This is a genomic window from Flagellimonas flava (assembly GCF_900129665.1).
GTDB classification, from domain to species: Bacteria; Bacteroidota; Bacteroidia; order Flavobacteriales; family Flavobacteriaceae; genus Flagellimonas; species Flagellimonas flava.
Genome location: NZ_FQWL01000002.1, coordinates 762,364 through 782,463, shown reverse-complemented (window position 1 = coordinate 782,463; position 20,100 = coordinate 762,364). Strand labels below are relative to the sequence as shown.

Sequence of the window (20,100 nt, the reverse complement as noted above, 5' to 3'; positions counted from 1 at the left end):
GGGGCCTTTTTTATTTCATATAATTGCCCAAATACACTTCATCGAGGAACTCATCGACCAACGCCTCTTTTTCCGAATGCACTTGGTCGGCAAAAGATTGTGCTTCAAAGGATTTTAGGATGCCTCCTTTGCGTTCATCAATTATTTTCTTCCGTTCGTCCCGATCATTTCCTATCTCTTCAGCCTTGCCCAATCTTTGTCTTGTCTTTAAATCTTAAAACTTGACTTATGAAAAAACTAGTACTTATTAAGGAAATCTATTTAGATGGTTTCAGAAATCTTGGCCACATACTTCTAGAGAAGTATTTTAAAATATTTGCCTGGTTCAGCTTTATCATGTTTTTCATTGTGCTTTACGCTTTTGTGTATAGAATAGCAACAGGCTTCGCATTTGACTAAAAAATATTTTTTAAGCATTTGAAGAACAAAAAAGCCCAGTTTGCTCTACTGGCATTCTGGGCTTTTCTGTTTTTGTTTCTTTACTTCTACGGTCCTTCTTCGAACGTGATGGTCTTTAAAATGGCCTCAAGTTCAAACATATAGTCCCGCTTTTCTTCGGAGGGGGCAAAGGTAAATCCTTCCAACACCAACTTACGGTCGTGCTCCTTGTCATTGATGATATAGGTTATAAATGGGCCTGCCATAGGATAACCCTGAATTTCCCATATTCCTCTTGCTTCTGCCGCTTTTTTTCCACCAATCTGCGCTGGAAAAACATAGGGCGCAAAGGCTTTTTCGGTAATCATATAAGTTCCATCATATGGGCCCGGAACATATTTTTTTCCAATGGAATCCCTCATTTTAATGATGTCTTTCACAAAGGTGGAGTCCGTGGAAAAACTGTCCCATGGCATTTCATAAGCAAGTATGTTCATGGTCCCTTTGGGAATCTGAATGTCCATCCAAACGAAGTTCTTTTCGTGCTTCCCTAATTTATAAAGGGACGGTATTTTAAGGTTGATACCAAATTCGTCCTTAAAAGCAGTTTCCTTGGTTAGCGAACGGGTAAACCGTTTTTGCGCCTCTCCAATCTCAACCTTTTTAAAAGCTGCTATGGCCATCCCGGCTATGGAATCCAAATTGCCCGCCAAATCATTGTACGTCTCTCCTTTGACAACAGCCACCTTTTGGGGTTTGGCATAAACGTTGGTCTTTATATGAGCCAAGGAAGTCGAGTCCTGTTCCACATAAAGCACTGATCTTGAATAGGCAGTAGCCCCTTTGAAAACCTGCGGGGGAATTTGGGTAATGGAAAATTTCGGCTCGCCCTGGGGAAGGCCCAGCACCGGCGCCGCAAAATGTTCTCGAATCTTATCACCAATTCCTCCCTTCCACAATTCCGTGTCCATGACCACCATAAGAGAATTAATACCCCCAGTGGACGGTGGAAGAAACCGTTTCTTTGGTCCAGAGTCTTTACATGATACAATAGCCATAGCGATGATGGCAATCCATAGTGTTCCAGTTTTTTTCATCTTGATCTAAATTTACGAAGAACAATCGCACAATTTAAGCTTTGTGCCCGGTTTTAGGTTATTACCACTAAGACCGTTCCATTCTCGTAAATTTTCGATACTAACTCCAGGATATTTTCTGGAAATTGTCCATAAGGAATCCCCTTCCTGCACCGTGTGCACTTTGGAGCCTGCAGCCAGGGCACCAGAAGCCGACTTTGACGTCTTTGTTTGGGCAACTGTTTTTTTAGGGGCATAGGGTTTTCTGGGAAATATGGTCAAGCGCTGGCCAACCCTCAAATTATTACTGCGAAGTCCGTTCCATCTTTTAATTTGGCTTACACCAACGCCGTAGCGTTCAGCAATCCTACCAAGATAATCTCCGCTTCGTACTTTATAGCGAATCTGATTTTTGGTCTCCACAAATTGGGGTAGAGGCTTTTCCAAAGAATCCAGTTCCTTTTTTGCAAAGGCATAAATGGCTTCCTCATTGCTCACGAACTTGCCGATCTTGGTAACCGGCAACCGTAATGCGTAATTCTTACCTTTTACTTTTGGAATGATGTTCAGCTTATAGGCCGGGTTCAGCATTTCCAATTCCTCAACACTGATATCCACAAGCTTGGAAATTTGATCGAACGTTATCAGGTTTTTCACATGGACCGTATCGGTTTCAAAGTAAGGTCGTTCCGCTTTTTTGTATTGTAGTCCGTGCTCTTCCGCATATTCGAAAATATACATAGTGGCCAAAAAAGCTGGTAGATATCCCGCGGTTTCACGTGGAAGATTTCTTCTGATATTCCAATAGTTCTTATAGCCCCCTGAACGTCTTATCGCTTTGTTCACATTCCCAGGACCTGAGTTGTACGCGGCCAGTGCCAAATCCCAATCATCAAAAATGTCATGCAACTTGGATAAATATTTGCTGGCGGCCTTGGTGGCCAAAATAGGGTCGTGTCTTTCATCCACATAACTGCTCACTTTGAGTCCGTACATTTTTCCCGTACCGTACATAAATTGCCACAGCCCCTTAGCCCCCACTCGGGATCTAGCCCTAGGGTTCAATGCCGACTCAACAATCGCCAGATATTTAATCTCCAACGGAATGTCCTGATTGTCCAGCTCTTGTTCAAATAAAGGAAAGTAAAACTGACTTGCCGTCAACATGCGTTGCATTAAGTCCTTCTTTCTTGTCAAAAAAGACTTGATCACACTTTCCAGTGAGGAGTTGTACGAAATATTGAACGGGGTCTTTTCATTCAAAACCGCCAAACGTGCCTTAAGTGTATCTGTTGGCAAATCTACCATGGTTATTTCTTCGGCATCGGGATTCTGAACCTCCAATAACATCTCACTAAAAAGTTGCGCACTTTGGTGTAGTTCCTTCAACCAGAGGCTATCGTAATTTCTTGCCTCTTCCATATCCTTGAGCAAAAAACCTTTATCTCCAGCTGAACCTAGAGAAACAGCATTTCCATCAATAGTTTTTTTGGGAATCTTTAAATCCACCATTTTTGAAGTGGAAGAATCGGAAATTTGGGTGGTCGCCTCTATGCCTTTTGTGGCAATCTTGGGTTGGTTCACCCCAACGGAATCCTGCTCCTGTCCATACATTAAAGGAGCCGAAAAGAGCAGCGCTGCGCATGCAGCTGTTTTGATAATTTGGTTCATTTTGGGCTTGGTTTGATTTTGGGGCAAACGAAAATGGGGTTTTTTTCCGAAATATTAAAGTTTTCGGCCCAAAACCTATGTTAATAAAGGGCTTCCCTATTATTTCATAACGTGGATGTTAGCCCAATATTGCGGCTATCCCAGGAAGTGTTCTGCCTTCCAGGCTTTCCAACATGGCTCCCCCTCCGGTAGACACGTAACTTACCTTGTCCTGAAAGCCAAATTGCTTCACCGCTGCCACGGAGTCACCGCCGCCAACAAGGGAAAAAGCGCCATTTTTGGTCGCTTCGTCAATAGCATCCCCAATAGCAATGGTCCCCTTGGCAAAACTTTCCATTTCAAAAACGCCGACCGGGCCGTTCCATAAAATAGTTCTTGAAGCAAGAATCACATCTTTGAAGTTTTCTAGAGATTGTGGTCCAGCGTCAAGGCCCTGCCATCCATTCGGAATTTCATTAACATCCACAAATTGCGTGTTCGCTTTATTGTCAAAAGCGTCAGCGGCAAGTACATCTACTGGCAAGTGTACTTTTACCCCTTTTGCATCAGCCTGCTTTAGAATTTCAAGGGCCAATTCCATTTTATCATCTTCACAAATGGAATCCCCTACCTTGCCTCCTTTGGCCTTCACGAAAGTATAGGTCATTCCTCCGCCAATAATCAAATTGTCGACCTTATCCAGGATGTTTTCTATAATGGTGATTTTGGAGGAAACCTTTGCTCCACCCAAAATTGCGGTAACAGGTTTTTCACCTGTTTGCATTACTTTTTCTATGGCTTTGATTTCCTTCGCCAACAAATACCCAAAGCATTTATTTTCTGGAAAGTAATTGGCCACAATGGTCGTAGAAGCGTGGGCCCTATGGGCAGTTCCAAAAGCATCGTTGATATATACGTCTCCGTGTTTGGACAAAGCTTCTGCGAAACCTTCTTCCCCTTTTTCTTCTTCGGCATAAAATCGCAGGTTTTCCAACAACAGGACTTCACCGCTTTGCAACTGGGCAACCGCAGCATCCACTTCGTCACCAACGCAGTCCCCAACAAACTTTATTTGAACCCCAATAATTTCGGAGACTTTTTCGCATATATGGGACAAGGACATATCCGGGTTTGCCTTACCCTTAGGCCTACCCAAATGACTCATTAAGACTGCAGCACCCCCATCTTCCAGAACTTTAAGGATTGTAGGTTTGGCAGCTTCAATCCTACTGGTATCCGTAACGTTAAAGTCTCCATCCAATGGCACATTGAAGTCTACTCGAATCAATGCTTTTTTATCCTCAAAATTATAATCTTCTATGGTCTTCATCTGAACTGGTTTAAGGTGAGACCAAATGTAAAGATTATCTCTTTCTTGATTCATGGGGAAAGGCCATATTTTTAAACTTTCAACAAAAAACCGCAAATCCCTACAGGAACCTAAAAAATGTATCTTTGAATTATGCTTTTCAGGGACATTTTGGGGTTGGACCACATCAAAAAACACTTGGTGACCACTGCGGAATCGGGAAGGGTGGCGCATGCCCAGCTTTTTGTAGGTCCTGAGGGGTCTGGCACCTTGCCCACTGCAATTGCCTATGCCCAATACCTGCTTTGCCAAAACACCGAAGGGGAAAACGATGGGGATAACCTAGCCTGCAATGTCAAATGCAATTCCTTGACCCATCCCGATCTTCATTTTGCGTTTCCCGTTTCCAATTCGGATAAGGTAAAATCCCATGCTGTTAGCGATCATTATTTAGAGGATTGGCGACAGTTTGTTAAGGAGCAACCCTATGGTAATCTTTTTGATTGGTACCGAAGTATAGGAATTGAAAAAAAACAAGGCCAAATTGGGGTTGATGAAGCCCAAGATGTGGTGAAGAAGCTATCCCTTAAATCCTACGAAGGGGGTTACAAAATACTATTGATTTGGATGGCGGAAAAAATGAACATTTCCGCTTCCAATAAATTGCTGAAACTGATTGAGGAACCTCCAGAAAAAACCGTTCTCATCCTAATCGCCGAAGAGGAGGAACAAATCATCAACACCATTCGGTCACGGTGTCAAATTTTACATTTTCCGCCGCTTGCCGAAAATGCAATTACCCAAGCCTTGTCAGCTCGAGGGGTTAAAGAGTCAGAAGCCAATTCGATTGCTCAGGAGGCTCATGGAAATTTTAATAAGGCACTTGATCTATTGCACAAAGACTCGGAGGATTTGGTTTTTGAACGTTGGTTTGTGCAGTGGGTGAGAAGCGCCTTTAAGGCAAAAGGCAACAAAGCGGCGGTGCAGGAATTGATTATGTGGAGCGATGAGGTGGCCAAAACCGGCAGGGAAGTTCAAAAACAGTTTTTGCATTACTGCATTACCATTATGCGGCAGGCTCTTTTGCTAAATTATAAAGCAGATAGTCTGGTCTATATGAAGATGCATATAGAAGGTTTTGACTTAGGAAAATTTGCTCCCTTTGTTCATGAGAACAACATTTTGGAAATTGTGAACGAGCTGGAAAACGCCATTTTCCATGTGGAACGAAATGGGAACTCCAAAATTATCTTTACCGATCTCTCTATTAAACTAACCCGTTTGCTGCACGCCAAGGCGGCATAAAAATCATTACATATGGATCATATAACATCGAACGCGACTCAAATTATCTTACTCGCTTTCCTCGCCATTACCTTTTTACAAAGTGGCCTGGACAAAATTTTGGATTGGAAAGGGAATCTTGGTTGGCTCACTGGGCATTTTTCCAAGACCTTATTTAAGAGTGTAGTTCCGTTGCTTTTGGCAATAGTGTTACTTATGGAAATGGCTTCCGGAGTCTTGAGTGCCATAGGTATTTATGAATTTCTTTATTCAGGTGAAAGTTCCATGGCATTTTGCGGGGCTGTGCTTTCTTCCGTGACCCTATTATTGCTTCTATTTGGGCAAAGGCTGGCTAAAGATTATGAGGGGGCCAGAACCATAGTGGTCTATCTGATTCCGGCCGTTTTTTTGATTTATATCCTTCAATAGAAGGTAAATAATCCTGTAATAAAGTTCGAAATGATGAAAAATATTCTAGTCTTTGCAATTGGGCTATTCTTGTTTTCCTGCCAACAAGAATCCGCCAGAACAGTCTATGCGGCCAAGGATTACAACGTCTACATTCAAGGTAATCTGGCAGGAAAACATTCAAGTCGTTTGGATTCGGATGGTAATTATGTGTTTACATATGCATTCAATGATAGGGGTCGGGGGCCGGAGCTGACGGAAAAAATCATACTAAATACAAATGGAGCGATCCAACAAATGGAAGTATCCGGTGTCAATTATTTAAAGGATACCATTTCAGAAGTTTTCCACTATGATGATGGTATGGCTATCTGGAAAAGCACCTCCGAGAGAGGAGAGGTGTCCGCAGATTCCAATGCTTTTTATTCAAGTGTAAATGGCACTCTAGGAGATTGGGAATTGTTAATCCGCAAAATGTTATCCTCGGAAGGTCACTCTGTAGATTTGCTGCCCAGTGGTTCGGCAAGAATTTCTAATATCGACAGCGTTGAAATTGATGGGGTGCCACTTAGGCTCGTGGCCGTTACGGGGTTTGGTTTTGTTCCTTCCTACCTCTGGCTGGATCAAGATGACCGGGTTTTCGCTTCTATTTCCTCTTGGATTTCAGTAATAGGAAGTGAACATAACTCGATGATAGACCAGCTCATGGCCTTTCAAACAGAAAAAGAAGATGCTTATTTTGAAGTTCTTGCCAAGGAATTGACGGAAGTGCCTTCATCCAATTTGGTTATACGCAATACTAATCTGTTCGATTCGAATTCCGGGAACCTTGTGCCTAACCAAACCGTTGTGGTCAAGGGTAACTCCATTGTAGCCGTATTAAGCGAAAGCGATAAGGTTCCCGATAACTCCCAAGTTATTGATGGCGCCAATAAAACGCTAATGCCCGGCCTTTTTGATAATCATTGTCATGTTCAGAAGGAGGATGGCTTGTTGCATCTGGCAGCTGGGGTTACCTCGGTTAGGGACATGGCCAATTCAAGAGAACTTTTGGAAATCAAAAAACAATTTGATGCGAATACCAATATCGGGCCTAGAGTGGTCACGCTGGCTGGATTTATTGATCAAAAAGGACCGTTTGCCGGGCCTGGACTTACCATTTCCACTGTTGAAGAAGGCAAAAAGGCTATTGAGGATTACCAAAAAGATGGTTATCAGCAAATCAAACTGTATAGCTCTATAGATCCAGATTGGGTAATGCCTCTAGCGGAAAAGGCCCATGCACTGGGTTTGAAATTAAGCGGGCATATCCCTGCGCATATGTTGGCGGAACAAGCCATTAAAGATGGGTTTGACGAGATTCAACATGTAAATATGTTGGTGCTCAATTTCCTTTCGGATACCATTGATACCCGCACTCCATTGCGATTTAGCGCTGTGGCCGAACATGCACATGCATTGGACTTAAAGGGAAAAGAATTCCAAGATTTTGTCCAACTCCTGAAAGAAAGAGAAATAGAAATTGATCCAACAGTTTCCATTTTTGAGGGGATGTTTACCACAAAAGCCGGTGTACCCGACCCACAGTTTGAGGCCATCCTTGACCGACTACCTATTCAGATTCAACGTAGTTATTTTTCTGGGGGGCTACCCATTCCCAATGGTATGGAGCAGCAGTACAAAGATTCTTTTTCCAAGTTGTTGGATATTCTTTTGGAATTGCATGAAAGCGGGGTGACACTCTTGCCAGGGACCGATGCCATGCCGGGGTTTGCGCTTCACAAGGAGTTGGAAAACTATGTGAAAGCGGGAATACCAGCAAAAGAGGTATTACAATTGGCTACATTGAAATCCGCGGAAGTAATAGGTGTGGATGACCAATTAGGTTCAATAGAAAAGGGAAAACTAGCGGATTTTATCTTGATAGATGGTAATCCCACTGAAAATATTAGTGATATCCGCAGGGTAGAACTCACAATTAAAAATGGGAAAGTCTACCGTCCTAAAGAATTGTATTCCGCGCTGGGAATTCGACATTATAAATAGATTAAATTCTTATTCTATCGTGTAAACTTGATGTTGATACCCTATTTCCCCCTTTTGTGAGATGGCCTCAATTACAATGATATAATCACCGGTAACATCTCCATTATAAAAACTTTCTGTAGCCCTTCCGCTATGGTCGGTTTTCAAATCCGCCTTCCAATGAATCAATGACCTCAAATCAGGTTTTTCTTCTTTGGACTCGACCGGGTTTAGGTATTTGGGAGCATAAAATTCCTTTACTGGGGAAAAGATTTGGATGGTTGTATCCAAGGTTCCAGGTTTTGCCCTTTCTGATGCATAGATTCCTACTTTTCCCTTGGTGGTAATGGAAATAATATGACCGGCTGGCGGCAAATTCATAGGGTGCGTTTCTGGAAAAACCTCCAAAAAACTATGCTTGAAGGAGTTTGCAAATTTTATTATTTCGATATCCATAATGTTTTTAGGTGGCATATAGGCCGCTTGTCTATAATCTTCTCTTGACAAAAGTTTTCCATCTACCATTATCAAAGTGGGGCCTCCTGGAATATTTGGCAGCATAAAACCATCCGAGAATTGCTCTATCATAACCTCACCGCGATAATTGAACATCAGAATGCTGTATAGCCCATGCGACCAGTTTTGCTCCTTCTTCACAAGAGAGTCTCCAGATATTATCACATCGGGCTTACCGTGCCTTTTGTAAATTTTCTGTCGTTGGGGGTTTAGCCAAACATCCTCAACAACAACCTCTTCGAGCTGAGTAACACCGTATAAGGAATCGAAAACCATTTCCATTCTTTGTCTTTTGCGTTGATTCCCAAGCAAAATTTTTGAAATCGTATCTATTTTTTGGCCAAACGAATCTTGATTATAAACCACTTTGGGTTTGGGCACTGTCTCAATACTTAGTCTTTGGCTTTTTTTTCTTTTTTCGATAGCATCGGCATATAACAATATCCTCATGTCTTTCCCGTAGCTTTCTTCCAGATGAAACGAGAAATTCCCAAGGCTATCAATGCCTGATGTATAGAAAGCCATCTTTTGCCCAAAAGTGGCCAAACTCAATTGCCTATTCTCATTTTTTCCTATGTTGGATAGGGTTGATGTAAGTTTTCCCCTGATGGTAAGTCCTTTTTGCGGCCAAAAAAATTGCTTTGTTTTTCTTTTTGATGGATACTTATAATTACGCCATCCCTGGGTCAATAGTAATGCATCAAGGTCCTGTAAGCGCGTCGGATTCTTTCGGTTGAAATACCACCCAGGGTTTTCAATATTACCTCTTATTTCGGATTCCAGATAAAAGTACGATTGAATGGTACCATAGTTCTCTTCCCTCCATTCTTCTTTGTTTAAAACAAGAACTGACATGTTTACATCGATGGAATCTATCCCGTTTCCAAGGACCCGAATGTCCAATTCAGTTTTGTCCCTTTTACTGTAGCCCTTTTTATCCATGCTAACAGCAAGCTCCAGCCAGTCGTTTGCTAAGTCGTTATAAAAAAGTCGCTCCGCTATGGGTTTGTTTCCTTTATCCAGCAATTTGAAAATAACGATACCGTGTGGTAGGTCTTTCAATGGAAGTTCTGAAATTAGTTTGTTGTTTTGCAAAAGACCTTCGATCATATAATAATCCTTTCCCCTACAACTTACTTTGATTCCTATACTATCATTGAGCTCATTAGAAATAACTCCAAATCTAACCCGGTCTTTTAACCGATTAACAGACAAGATGCTGGTGACTTGGAAGGCTCCTGGTAGTGGAAATTCCATGGTTCCATAAACGTTTTCCGTTGAGAAAACCTTTGCATGATAGGTTAAGTTGTTCTCCGTATGTAAAGAAAGGGTTCCCATGCCCAATGTATTACTTTCAAAAAGGGCGACCTCCTTTCCGTTATTATCAAAAACTGCTCCCTTGACTTTTTTGCCTTTTCCATCAAACCCAACAGCCTTAAACCCAATTCTGTTTACATGGCCTTGAATCATCTTGCCGCTTTCCGGGAAAAACTGAAGATCCAAAAAGGCAGCATTCAATACAAATGTTTTGCTATTGGTAAAACCGTTGATATCCTGAATGGCAACCTGTATCCATGGGGTATTTTGTGGAATTTCATAGGACAGATTGATTGTATTTGAGCTATTTCCATTTAGAAGAATTGAATCGTTTCCCGAATTCCAACTGAAATGTGCAACCATTTCATGCTTTTTCCCAACATTCAATTTTCCGGATAATTCCAAGTTCCCCGTTGGGCTTCTGGTAATCTTTAGGTCATCAAACAAATCACTTGTTGACTGTTCTCTTAATGGATAAATGTTTACATATGTAGTATAAATATGGTCATCGCCAAAGTTTTGATTCCAATCGGTATATGCGCGTATCAGAAAACGCCCAGACATATCACCAGGAACATCTAAGGTTCCAGCACCTATTCCTTCGTTAAGTTTTAGGAGTTTACTGTCAATAATTTGCCCTAACGGATTTATCAAATCAATATGCAGAGCACCGCTAAGTTTTGTAGGAATATGGTCCTTAGAGTCTGTGACTATTGCTTTGAACCAAATAATTTGGTTGAATGTATACTCTCTTGAATTTAATTGGAGATATATTTTTTCTGGTGCCGGTATATCATCTCTTATTTCCTGAAACGATTGAGAAAAGGAAGAGAAACTAATATGGAAACAAACAAATAAACACAGGCTTCTATGTAAACAGGGCAAACGATAGAAAAAATCCATTGGGATAATTATTGTCGTACCCTTAAGCTACAAAATCGAGTGGAGACCCAATTTCTTTTTAGTAATTAATTGGGAATAAAAAAGCCCCCCTTGCGGGCGGGCTTATGAATTTCTGTGAGCTTATTTTTTATTTCTTGTACTTATCGTTCAAAATCTTAACGATTGCATCGGTTAGGTTCTGGGTATCTTGGCCATAAAGTACAGCTCCTCCATCACCCCCACCAAGGATGTAGGTAAAACCATTGGCTGCTCCATAGGCTTTAATCTCATCTTTAACCTTGCTCACCAAAGAATCCATCTCAGTTTGACTGGTCTGTTGCAGCTGTTGTTCTTCTTGCTGCAGTTGTTGTCCTACAAATTGACCTTTTTGCTGAAGTAGTGCATATTCTTCCTGGGCACTTTTCTGCGACATTTTTTGGGCTTTGGTTTGGAACGCCTGAAGTTCCAACTGGAATGCTTGTGAAATACTGTCCCTTTTCTTGGTCAACGCTTCAGCCTTGGTCTTAAATTTAGCTTCTACATCCACCTTCTCCTGATATTCGTCCATCAACTTTACGTTGTCGACGTATCCGATTTTATTTTGTTGGCATGCCATTGCAGTAATGGCCAAAGCAAGTACCGTAAGTTTTTTCATGTTTCTCTTTTAAGGATGCGCAAAAATAGAAAAGCTTTTTTAATGATTACTATTAACTTTCAATCATGCTCTCCTTGTTTAAGGTCAGTATAAATAAAATCAATGATTTTTAATTGATTTCATAGTTATTAATTATTTTAGCTCCATTGTTTTCTTTCCTTTTCAGAGCTAAATTAATTTTCAGGGCACATTTGTGCCACATGTAGCTCAAAGTGTTGTCAACCGCCCTTAAAACCACTATTTGATCTTCTTTATAAGGTAAATTATGGAAGAATGCTCCCTTGAGGACATCGCTTTAAAATTTGACAATAAACCGATGCTAAGCGCCTTTAGCCAAGGCCATTTCTTGCCTTTATATTTTTCTGAGAGCAGGGACACATAAAAAGAATCAAAAATCATGGGCTTGGTGCCCACGACTTCCATATCGTGCCTTTCAAAAAGTTTAGCAATCGCAGTTCTTGAAAAATGCCAAAGGTGCCTGGGCACATCATATGCGGCCCAATATTTTTTGTAATGAAGAGCATCATACGATTTATAGTTTGGTACCGCCACCACCAATACTCCTTCATCCTGAAGCAAACTTTTTAGTTGAATTATTTGGTGATCCAAATTAGGCAGGTGCTCCAATACGTGCCAAAGCGTAATAACATCAAAGCTGCTGGGCAGAAGCTCTTCAGCAGATGCTTTAAGCATTATCCCCTTTTGAATGGCTTTTCCCCTTGCCTTATTACTAGGCTCCACGCCCACTACAGTATAACCTCCTTTTTGTGCGGCTAGTAAAAAATCACCTGTTCCCGCGCCAAAATCTAGTAGTTTTTTTCCTTTAACAAGTTGATTATCAATCAGTTGAAGTTTTTTTCTAAAACTATAAGACTTTACAGATTGATAGATTCCCCCAATAAAAGTGTTCTTTTCATCGGTATGGGAGATGTAATCCTCGCTATCATAGTATGGTCCCAAATCTTCGGGTACCGGGTCGGTAACAAGCATATCCAATTCCTTATCAAGATTCAAGTGGAAGCTTTCTCCAGAAACCGAATAATCCTTTGTACTTAAAAAACGTTCGACTGACACTAGTTCTATTTAATTACAATCATATAAAGATTTGCATATACAAATCGAGGAAGCTTTCTCCAATAAAGTACCATTTGGCTGATCACAAGCTAGTTTATAAGTATAATCCATGTTCCACGTGGAACAAAAAAGCACTTATCTTCCTAGGAAAACCAACAATACACTTATATCTGATGGTGAAACTCCACTTATTCGGGATGCCTGTGAAATGGTTACAGGTCGGATACTCTCCAATTTCTCGCGTGCCTCAAATGAAAGTGATTTGAGCTTAGAGTAATCAAAATTATCGGGTATTTTGACATTCTCCAGGCGATGAAGTTTATCTGCATTATTCTTTTCCTTTTCAATGTAACCAGAATACTTTACTTGAATTTCCGTTTGCTCCATCACTTCTGTATCCAACTTATTTTGGTTTACATATTCAGAAACGGCATCCAACTGAAGCATATGATCCATAGTTACCCTAGGTCTAGAAAAGACCTTAAAAAGTTTATCTGACTGTTTTACAGAGGAGGAATTAACCGAATCGAGAATTGGATTTATTTCCTCAGGATTAAAACTTGTCTTGCGGAAGAAGTTCACAAACTTTTCCGACTTCTCCTGCTTGGCCTTCATCCGGCTCAGTCGTTCTTCCGTAGCAAGGCCAATCCCAAAGCTTTTTGGGGTTAACCTTAAATCCGCATTATCCTGGCGTAGTAAGGTTCTGTATTCAGCTCTAGAGGTAAACATCCGATAAGGTTCCTCGGTGCCCTTTGTAATCAAATCATCGATTAATACCCCAATATAGGCCTCGTCTCTTTCCAAAATAAAAGGTTCCTTGCCGTTTATTTTTAAATGGGCATTAATGCCTGCCATTAAACCTTGGGATGCAGCCTCCTCATAACCAGTTGTTCCATTTATTTGTCCGGCAAAGTAGAGATTCTCTACTAGTTTTGTTTCTAGCGTATGCTTTAATTGAGTCGGTGGAAAATAGTCATACTCTATAGCATAACCAGGTCTAAAAAACTTCACCTCCTCAAATCCCCTAACAGATTTTAACGCTTTAAATTGAATATCCTCTGGAAGCGATGTGGAAAACCCATTTACATAAACCTCTACCGTGTGCCATCCTTCCGGCTCCACAAAAATTTGATGGGAGTCTTTATCAGAAAACCTGTTAATTTTATCCTCAATGGAAGGGCAATATCTAGGCCCAATACTTTTAATTCTCCCATTGAACATCGGAGATCTATCAAAGCCTTCCCGCAACAAATTATGAACCAATTCGCTCGTATGTGTCATATGACAGTCACGCTGCTTGGTTAACTTTACAGTATCTAAATATGAAAATTTTTCCGGATTTGAATCCCCTGGTTGCGGTATCATTTTGGAATAGTCCAGTGATCTTCCGTCCACTCTTGGAGGTGTTCCGGTTTTCATTCTACCACTATCGAAACCAAAATCAACCAACTGCTCCGTTATACCAGTCGCAGCTTTTTCTCCTGCTCTTCCACCTCCAAACTGTTTTTCTCCAATATGAATCAACCCATTAAGAAAAGTGCCGTTGGTAAGCACTACGGCCTTTGCCCTTATATCAATTCCCAATGAAGTTCTAACACCCACTATCTTGCCATTCTCCTCCAAAAGTCCAGACACCATTTCCTGGTAGAAATCGGCATTCGGTGTATCCTCCAAAGCCAACCTCCATTCCTCAGCAAATCGCATACGATCATTCTGCGCCCTTGGACTCCACATAGCAGGCCCTTTGGACTTGTTGAGCATCTTAAATTGGATGGCAGACTTATCCGTTATAATTCCACTATAGCCTCCAAGGGCATCAATTTCCCGAACAATCTGCCCTTTTGCAATCCCACCCATAGCTGGGTTGCATGACATCTGGCCAATCGTCTGTAGGTTCATAGTAACCAGCAAGGTCCTTGAGCCCATATTCGCAGCGGCCGCTGTCGCCTCAGCTCCGGCATGGCCCCCGCCTACGACAATTACATCATATTCCTTTTCAAACATAGTTATTGTTCCACGTGGAACATTTTAATCTTTTCATCTTCCTTCTTCCGCATAATTACCTTCTCCCGTTCAGTTTTGTCCTCATACCCCATTAAATGCAACACACCATGAATCATAACTCTTTTAAGCTCCTCATCCAATTCTGTACCAAGACTTTCGGCATTGTCCTTAACCCTATCTACGGAGACGAAAATATCACCGCCAACTCTATCCCCATGACTATAATCAAAAGTGATAATATCTGTCAAGGTATCGTGTTGTAGGTATTCAACATTTATTTTATGCAAGTAGTCATCATTACAAAAAACATAATCAATTTGATCTGCGGTAAAGTTCTCAGAATCCAATACTCTATTTATCCAATCGGAATAATCGGATTCACCGCCCAAGTTAAAATCTAGCTCGTAGTGGAAGTCAATCATTTTTAAAATAGACCTTTACCTTTTTCTCATAATTTTGGCGCAAAGGTAGTGCTTGTCTATTTAATATCTCAATGTTGTTCTCTTTCCCTTTTAACAGATCGGGTCTGGTCAAGATGGGGTTGGAGAAGTCATTTTCATTCGTGTCACCTTGTCTTTCCTTTTTCTTTCCCTGTTCTAGGGTGGCATCTTTGAGTTTTAATAACTCATGCTGTATATTATCAACCTTATTTTGAGTACGCTGCGTAACACCATTCTCCAATAAATCATTCTCGAAATCCTCCATTTGACGAACAAGTTTCTTTGCCAAATCTCTATCGGAGGCGTCTATCATATCTTTCAACTGACTTTCAAGAAGGCTTCGTATTTGCTGCTGCTCCTTATATATCTCATAAATCTCACTAAGCCTCATCTCATCCTTGCCAAACTCCTTTCCATTACCCATTTCGCCCTCTGATTCAGCGCCATTGTTAGGTGATCCTTCCTTACCTTCCTTTGATCCACTTTCGCCTTCCTTTCCCTCTCCGTTTTTCCCTTGTTGCCCATTTCCTTCCTTGCCTTCTTCACCTTGACCACCTTGCTTGCCCTGACCAGAACCCTGCATTTTTTCCTTTATTCCTTTTTGCCCCTCAATGATATCCGGTAACTGAAAATCTTGTCCGCTCTGACCCCCGCCTTGTCCTGGTTTCATGCTCTGTTGCATATTATCCAATATGTCTGCCAGAAACTCCGCCAAAGCATTCGTGGCATTAATAACATACTGTTGATATGAGGCACCTTGAAAAATCTGATTCTCTGCAATGCTCTCCAAGGATTTATCAATGTTATAATACACCTCGGTAATTTGCTCATTCACGAATTCCGATAACTCCACCCTCCTCAAGGACAAGGCAAAAAGACTATCATCCACATGTTCGAAAAGCCTTCTTAACTCCTTCTGCTCTCTTACCGTTCCAGAAAATTGGGACACATTGACATCTGCGCCCTCAACCTTCTCAAACAGTCCTTCTTGCTTAAATGAAAATGTAACTAAATTATCCAGTATCTGACGTAGCATCTCAGCGTCTTCCGTTATTGTTGATCCTCCACCCCCGGAGGAGGCCTGTTGCATCTTCTCCGCCATTTGCTTCATCTTTTCCGCTGCAGATTTCTGCTTTTGACTCACCTTGTTTTGAGAGGAGTCCTTATCCACGCCCGATTTTGGGTCCTCCCCCATCTGCTGACTATTAATTTCATCCAAGGCCTCCCGTTGATCCTTCTTAACAGATTCCTCGTCCTTTGATTCAACCCCTAACTCAACAGGCTTCTTAAGCTTTTCATTGTCCCTTCTCAAATCATCCAACTCCTTTGCAAGCTCCTCAAACTCCCTGTTAAGTCTTTCTTGCTCACCTTTATTTGAATTAGTCTTATCCTTCTGTTTGGACAATTCCTCCTGTGCCTCGGACATTTTCTCCAACTGCTTCCCTAGCTGCTTCATTTTTTCCGTCACATAGTAACGCTTTGTCAACTCTAAAAGTTGTTCCAAATTTCTTGCGCTTGAACTTTGCTTCTTGGATAACTCTTCCAGTTTCTTTTTCAAATCCTCCTTTTCAATTTGATCCGCCAACTTATTCAGCTCCTCAAGTAACTTTTGATTTCGTTTAGCCTCCAGTTCTTGCCTTTCCAAACGCTCCTTCAACAACCGCTTTTCTTCATCATCCAGTTCCCCTTCTTCCATACTTTCCTTCAATTGTTTAGCGAACTTTTCCATAAGCTCTTCTTGTGTCTCCTGTCTTCTTAAAAAGTCCTTGATCTCCTCATTCTTTTGAAAAGTTGTATTATTCTCCTCTTTCCCTGCCTGATTGATCCGTTGAAGTTCTTTCCTTTGTTCCCCATACTTCTCAAGAGATCTATCCATTTTCTCAAGAAGCTCTTGGTTTTGTTTCAACTCCTTGTTATTCAATTCATTAGCACTGTAAATTCTAGACTTAAATACTTCACTCTTAGAAACCTTCCCTCCTACAACTCCATCATTATCAACCACTTCAAAGAACACATTATAATCTACTCCCTCTTTAACTTCCAAACCTGAGGGGAATGTATAATAAAACTTATACACCCCTTCATTAGGTTTCACCAAGGTAACTCGCTTCATGTCTCCAGGCGAATCATTGGGATAGGCTACAACCCTTATGTCCCTAACAATATGATCATCGCTGGCCAATCCTTCAAAATACATCTGATTAAGATTTAAGCTGTCGACGGTTCCCAGCACTTCTATCGACGGATATTCATCAGGAATAACCTCAATACTATACCCAAGTCGTTCAAAATTATCAACATTTCCATTTGATGTGCCAATAGTATAGTTCCAGTCTTTGAAAAGGGTATGTTGCTTGATAAACACTTCTTCCCTTCTTTCGAATAGCAGCAAGGAATCACCAACCATCATAGAAACCTCATCAACATCCTCACCTCCCAACAACCACTTTATTTTTGTGCCAACCGGAACCAGGGCATTTCCGGTACCGAAAATAACCTCATCCCCCAATTGTAGGTAATTAGGATAGTCCACTTCCATCCTGAAATTTTGAATTTTAGGGGTCTTTAACTTGCTAACAGTATACTCGGAGGAATTCCAGCCATTAGCTGTCAAATAGAATTTCTTATTTCCAACAAAACTCTCAAAAGTATAGGTGAAAATTCCTTTCTCCTGCATCATCACCACCTGCTCTCCCTCGACCACCAGGGATACATTATCGGGTCGATAATCCCCTATAGTCGTCACCTCCAATTTTAGTGGTTCACCTTCAAGGGCAACCAAACTATCATTCCTCACAATAAACTGAAAAGGGGCCGGTTTCTCATATGCCAAATCATAATTTACAAGGCGATCATGCGACCCAAAAAAAGAACCTACTTCACCTGATACCCATACCAGCGCAACAATAGCAGCGGGTACAATTAAATACTTAATATACCTAATACCTTCTCTGAAATCAACAGCTTCCCCAAAGGGCACATTTCCCAAATTCTTAGATCTTTGTTCTATACTTGCCAACAGCAACTCAGACTTGGTATGGCTCTCGGATAGTTCCAACAAATTCAGTAACCTATCACTTACATCTGGAAAGTGCTTGGCGATATGTTTTGACGCCTCCTTATTCGTCATACCATTTCTTAGCCCGAACAAATAAATGCATGGTATCACGATAAACGAAAAAAGGAGCAAAAGCACAACTCCAACAAATGTCATTAACAGAAACAGGCGCCATCCCTGACTAAGCCAAAAAAAGTATTCCAGCGAAAGTGTACCCAACCAAAACAACAATCCCAAGGCTAAAAAAAGTAAGCTGCCTTTTAATAGTTGCTTTGCATAATACTTCTTAATGAACTGCTTTAGTTTATCCAGTATGTTCTGGTAATTGTCCAACGCTTAACTATTTACAACCAAGATACCCGATACAAAAGAATTCCCGTGAAAACATTTTGTTAAAACCGACACATTACTGGGCAATAAGTAAGAACAAAGGGTTTCGTCTTCCTGTCAAGCCCATTATCTTTGCACCACAAAATGGAAATACAATGAGCGCCAAAGTCAGGGTTAGATTCGCACCAAGTCCAACAGGTCCACTACATATTGGTGGAGTAAGAACTGCACTTTTCAACTATCTCTTCGCCAAAAAACATGGAGGGGATTTTGTGCTACGGATTGAAGATACCGATCAGAACCGATATGTAGAAGGTGCTGAACAATACATCACTGAGGCTTTGAATTGGTGTGGTATTCCTTATGATGAAGGTCCTAACAAGGATGGTGGTTATGGCCCCTATAGGCAAAGCGAACGCAAAAAGTTATATAAAGACTTTGCACTTCAACTCATTTCAAATGGCAATGCTTACTACGCATTTGACACCCCTAAAAAACTGGATTTCCACAGAAAGGACCATGAGTCCAAAGGGAAAACCTTTATCTATAACTGGCACAATCGATTAAAGTTGACCAATTCGCTTTCCTTAACACCCGGTGAGGTTCAACAAAAACTAGCTGATGGAGAGCCTTTCGTAATCCGCTTTAAGACACCTGAAAATCAGACCCTAAAACTTAAGGACACCATTCGAGGTGAAATTCAAATTGACACCAACACTCTGGACGACAAAATCCTTTTTAAAAGTGATGGCATGCCCACGTACCATCTTGCCAATATTGTGGATGATCATCTCATGGAAATCTCCCATGTTATCCGAGGAGAAGAGTGGCTGCCTTCCTTGGCCTTGCACCAAATGCTCTATGATGCATTCGGCTGGAACGCTCCGGAATTTGCACACCTGCCCCTTATTATGAAACCTGTTGGGAAGGGAAAGCTTAGCAAGCGGGATGGGGAAAAAGGGGGATTCCCTGTTTTTCCGCTTTCATGGAACGAGTCCAAAGGTTACCGTGAATCCGGGTACTTTCCAGAGGCCGTTGTGAACTTTTTAGCGCTTTTGGGGTGGAACCCTGGTACCGAACAAGAGCTCTTTACCCTTTCAGAACTGGTAGCGAGTTTTAGCCTGGATCGTGTGAACAAATCTGGAGCACGATTTGATCCAGACAAAACAAAGTGGTACAACCATCACTATCTTCAAGGTAAAACCGATAATGAACTAGCGACCCTATTTCAAAGGGAACTTATTTCCAAATCGTCAATTGATCCAGCGAGATTGGAAAGCTCTTATGTTGAAAAAGTGGTTTCCTTGATTAAGGAACGTGCTAATTTTGTTTCGGATTTCTGGAGTTTGGGCTATTACTTTTTTGAAGCTCCCCTAGAATTCAATGAAAAAGCGTCTCGCAAGCAATGGAAAGAAACAACGGAGTCCTTGATGCTCAACGTTATTAAAGTACTTGAAGCCACATTAGAATTCAAGTCTCCCGAATTGGAGAAAAATATTAAAGATTGGATCGGCGCCAATGATTTATCATTTGGGAAAGTTATGGGTCCCTTGCGCTTATCCCTAGTTGGGGACATGAAAGGACCTCATGTCTTTGATATCATAGAATTGTTGGGACAACAGGAATCAGTTAACCGGATAAAAAACGCCATAGCGAAGTTGTCCGACCAGTAATTATGTAACAAATCCAAGGCC

General features: G+C 41.3%; 15 protein-coding genes. 5 read left to right on the top strand and 10 right to left on the bottom strand.

What is annotated here, in order from left to right:
* Positions 1-10 precede the first annotated feature (10 nt).
* On the bottom strand, positions 11-193 hold the full coding sequence (locus BUC10_RS09325) for a hypothetical protein (RefSeq protein ID WP_073178682.1): 183 nt from the start codon (positions 191-193) through the stop codon (positions 11-13).
* A 35-nt stretch (positions 194-228) separates the two neighbouring features.
* Here BUC10_RS09325 and BUC10_RS17835 point away from each other — a divergent pair, with 35 nt between their 5' ends.
* Positions 229-399, top strand: coding sequence for a DUF6747 family protein (locus BUC10_RS17835; protein WP_165614877.1), 171 nt, complete (start codon positions 229-231; stop codon positions 397-399).
* Between the two features lie 86 nt (positions 400-485).
* On the opposite strand, the gene BUC10_RS09320 is transcribed toward BUC10_RS17835, so the two are convergent.
* The 3 genes from BUC10_RS09320 to BUC10_RS09310 form a co-directional block, all read right to left on the bottom strand.
* Positions 486-1,475 (bottom strand): DUF4837 family protein, encoded by a 990-nt coding sequence (locus tag BUC10_RS09320; RefSeq protein WP_073178680.1) that lies wholly within the window; start codon positions 1,473-1,475, stop codon positions 486-488.
* 12 nt (positions 1,476-1,487) lie between these two features.
* On the bottom strand, positions 1,488-3,125 hold the full coding sequence (locus tag BUC10_RS09315) for a LysM peptidoglycan-binding domain-containing protein (protein ID WP_073178923.1): 1,638 nt from the start codon (positions 3,123-3,125) through the stop codon (positions 1,488-1,490).
* A 118-nt stretch (positions 3,126-3,243) separates the two neighbouring features.
* Complete coding sequence (locus BUC10_RS09310) at positions 3,244-4,434, bottom strand: phosphoglycerate kinase (RefSeq protein ID WP_073178678.1); 1,191 nt, start codon at positions 4,432-4,434, stop codon at positions 3,244-3,246.
* Between the two features lie 132 nt (positions 4,435-4,566).
* On the opposite strand from BUC10_RS09310, the gene BUC10_RS09305 reads away from it, so the two are divergent.
* From BUC10_RS09305 to BUC10_RS09295, 3 genes are read left to right on the top strand one after another with little or no spacing between them, the layout of a single operon-like run.
* Entirely contained in the window at positions 4,567-5,718 is a 1,152-nt protein-coding gene (locus BUC10_RS09305) for a DNA polymerase III subunit (RefSeq protein ID WP_073178676.1), read from the top strand.
* Between the two features lie 12 nt (positions 5,719-5,730).
* Entirely contained in the window at positions 5,731-6,126 is a 396-nt protein-coding gene (locus BUC10_RS09300) for a DoxX family protein (protein WP_073178674.1), read from the top strand.
* Between the two features lie 30 nt (positions 6,127-6,156).
* Positions 6,157-8,151 (top strand): amidohydrolase family protein, encoded by a 1,995-nt coding sequence (locus tag BUC10_RS09295; RefSeq protein ID WP_084732599.1) that lies wholly within the window; start codon positions 6,157-6,159, stop codon positions 8,149-8,151.
* Between the two features lie 9 nt (positions 8,152-8,160).
* On the opposite strand, the gene BUC10_RS09290 is transcribed toward BUC10_RS09295, so the two are convergent.
* The 6 genes from BUC10_RS09290 to BUC10_RS09265 all read right to left on the bottom strand — a co-directional run bounded on the left by BUC10_RS09290 (position 8,161) and on the right by BUC10_RS09265 (position 18,148).
* A complete protein-coding gene (locus BUC10_RS09290) occupies positions 8,161-10,617 on the bottom strand; it encodes a hypothetical protein (RefSeq protein ID WP_131819062.1) in 2,457 nt (818 codons plus the stop codon).
* 376 nt (positions 10,618-10,993) lie between these two features.
* The gene (locus tag BUC10_RS09285; protein ID WP_073178667.1) at positions 10,994-11,500 is read right to left on the bottom strand and encodes an OmpH/Skp family outer membrane protein; all 507 of its coding nucleotides are present in this window, start codon (positions 11,498-11,500) and stop codon (positions 10,994-10,996) included.
* 237 nt (positions 11,501-11,737) lie between these two features.
* Positions 11,738-12,574 (bottom strand): class I SAM-dependent methyltransferase, encoded by an 837-nt coding sequence (locus BUC10_RS09280; protein WP_313785876.1) that lies wholly within the window; start codon positions 12,572-12,574, stop codon positions 11,738-11,740.
* Between the two features lie 135 nt (positions 12,575-12,709).
* Positions 12,710-14,578, bottom strand: coding sequence for a tRNA uridine-5-carboxymethylaminomethyl(34) synthesis enzyme MnmG (mnmG, locus tag BUC10_RS09275; RefSeq protein WP_073178663.1), 1,869 nt, complete (start codon positions 14,576-14,578; stop codon positions 12,710-12,712).
* 2 nt (positions 14,579-14,580) lie between these two features.
* Positions 14,581-15,000: an rRNA maturation RNase YbeY gene (gene ybeY, locus BUC10_RS09270; protein ID WP_073178660.1), complete on the bottom strand. Its 420-nt coding sequence runs from the start codon at positions 14,998-15,000 to the stop codon at positions 14,581-14,583.
* Positions 14,993-18,148, bottom strand: coding sequence for a coiled-coil domain-containing protein (locus tag BUC10_RS09265; RefSeq protein ID WP_245812806.1), 3,156 nt, complete (start codon positions 18,146-18,148; stop codon positions 14,993-14,995). The genes ybeY and BUC10_RS09265 overlap by 8 nt, the downstream gene beginning before the upstream one ends.
* Positions 18,149-18,561: 413 nt before the next feature.
* On the opposite strand from BUC10_RS09265, the gene gltX reads away from it, so the two are divergent.
* On the top strand, positions 18,562-20,079 hold the full coding sequence (gltX, locus tag BUC10_RS09260; protein ID WP_073178656.1) for a glutamate--tRNA ligase: 1,518 nt from the start codon (positions 18,562-18,564) through the stop codon (positions 20,077-20,079).
* The last annotated feature ends 21 nt before the right edge of the window (positions 20,080-20,100 follow it).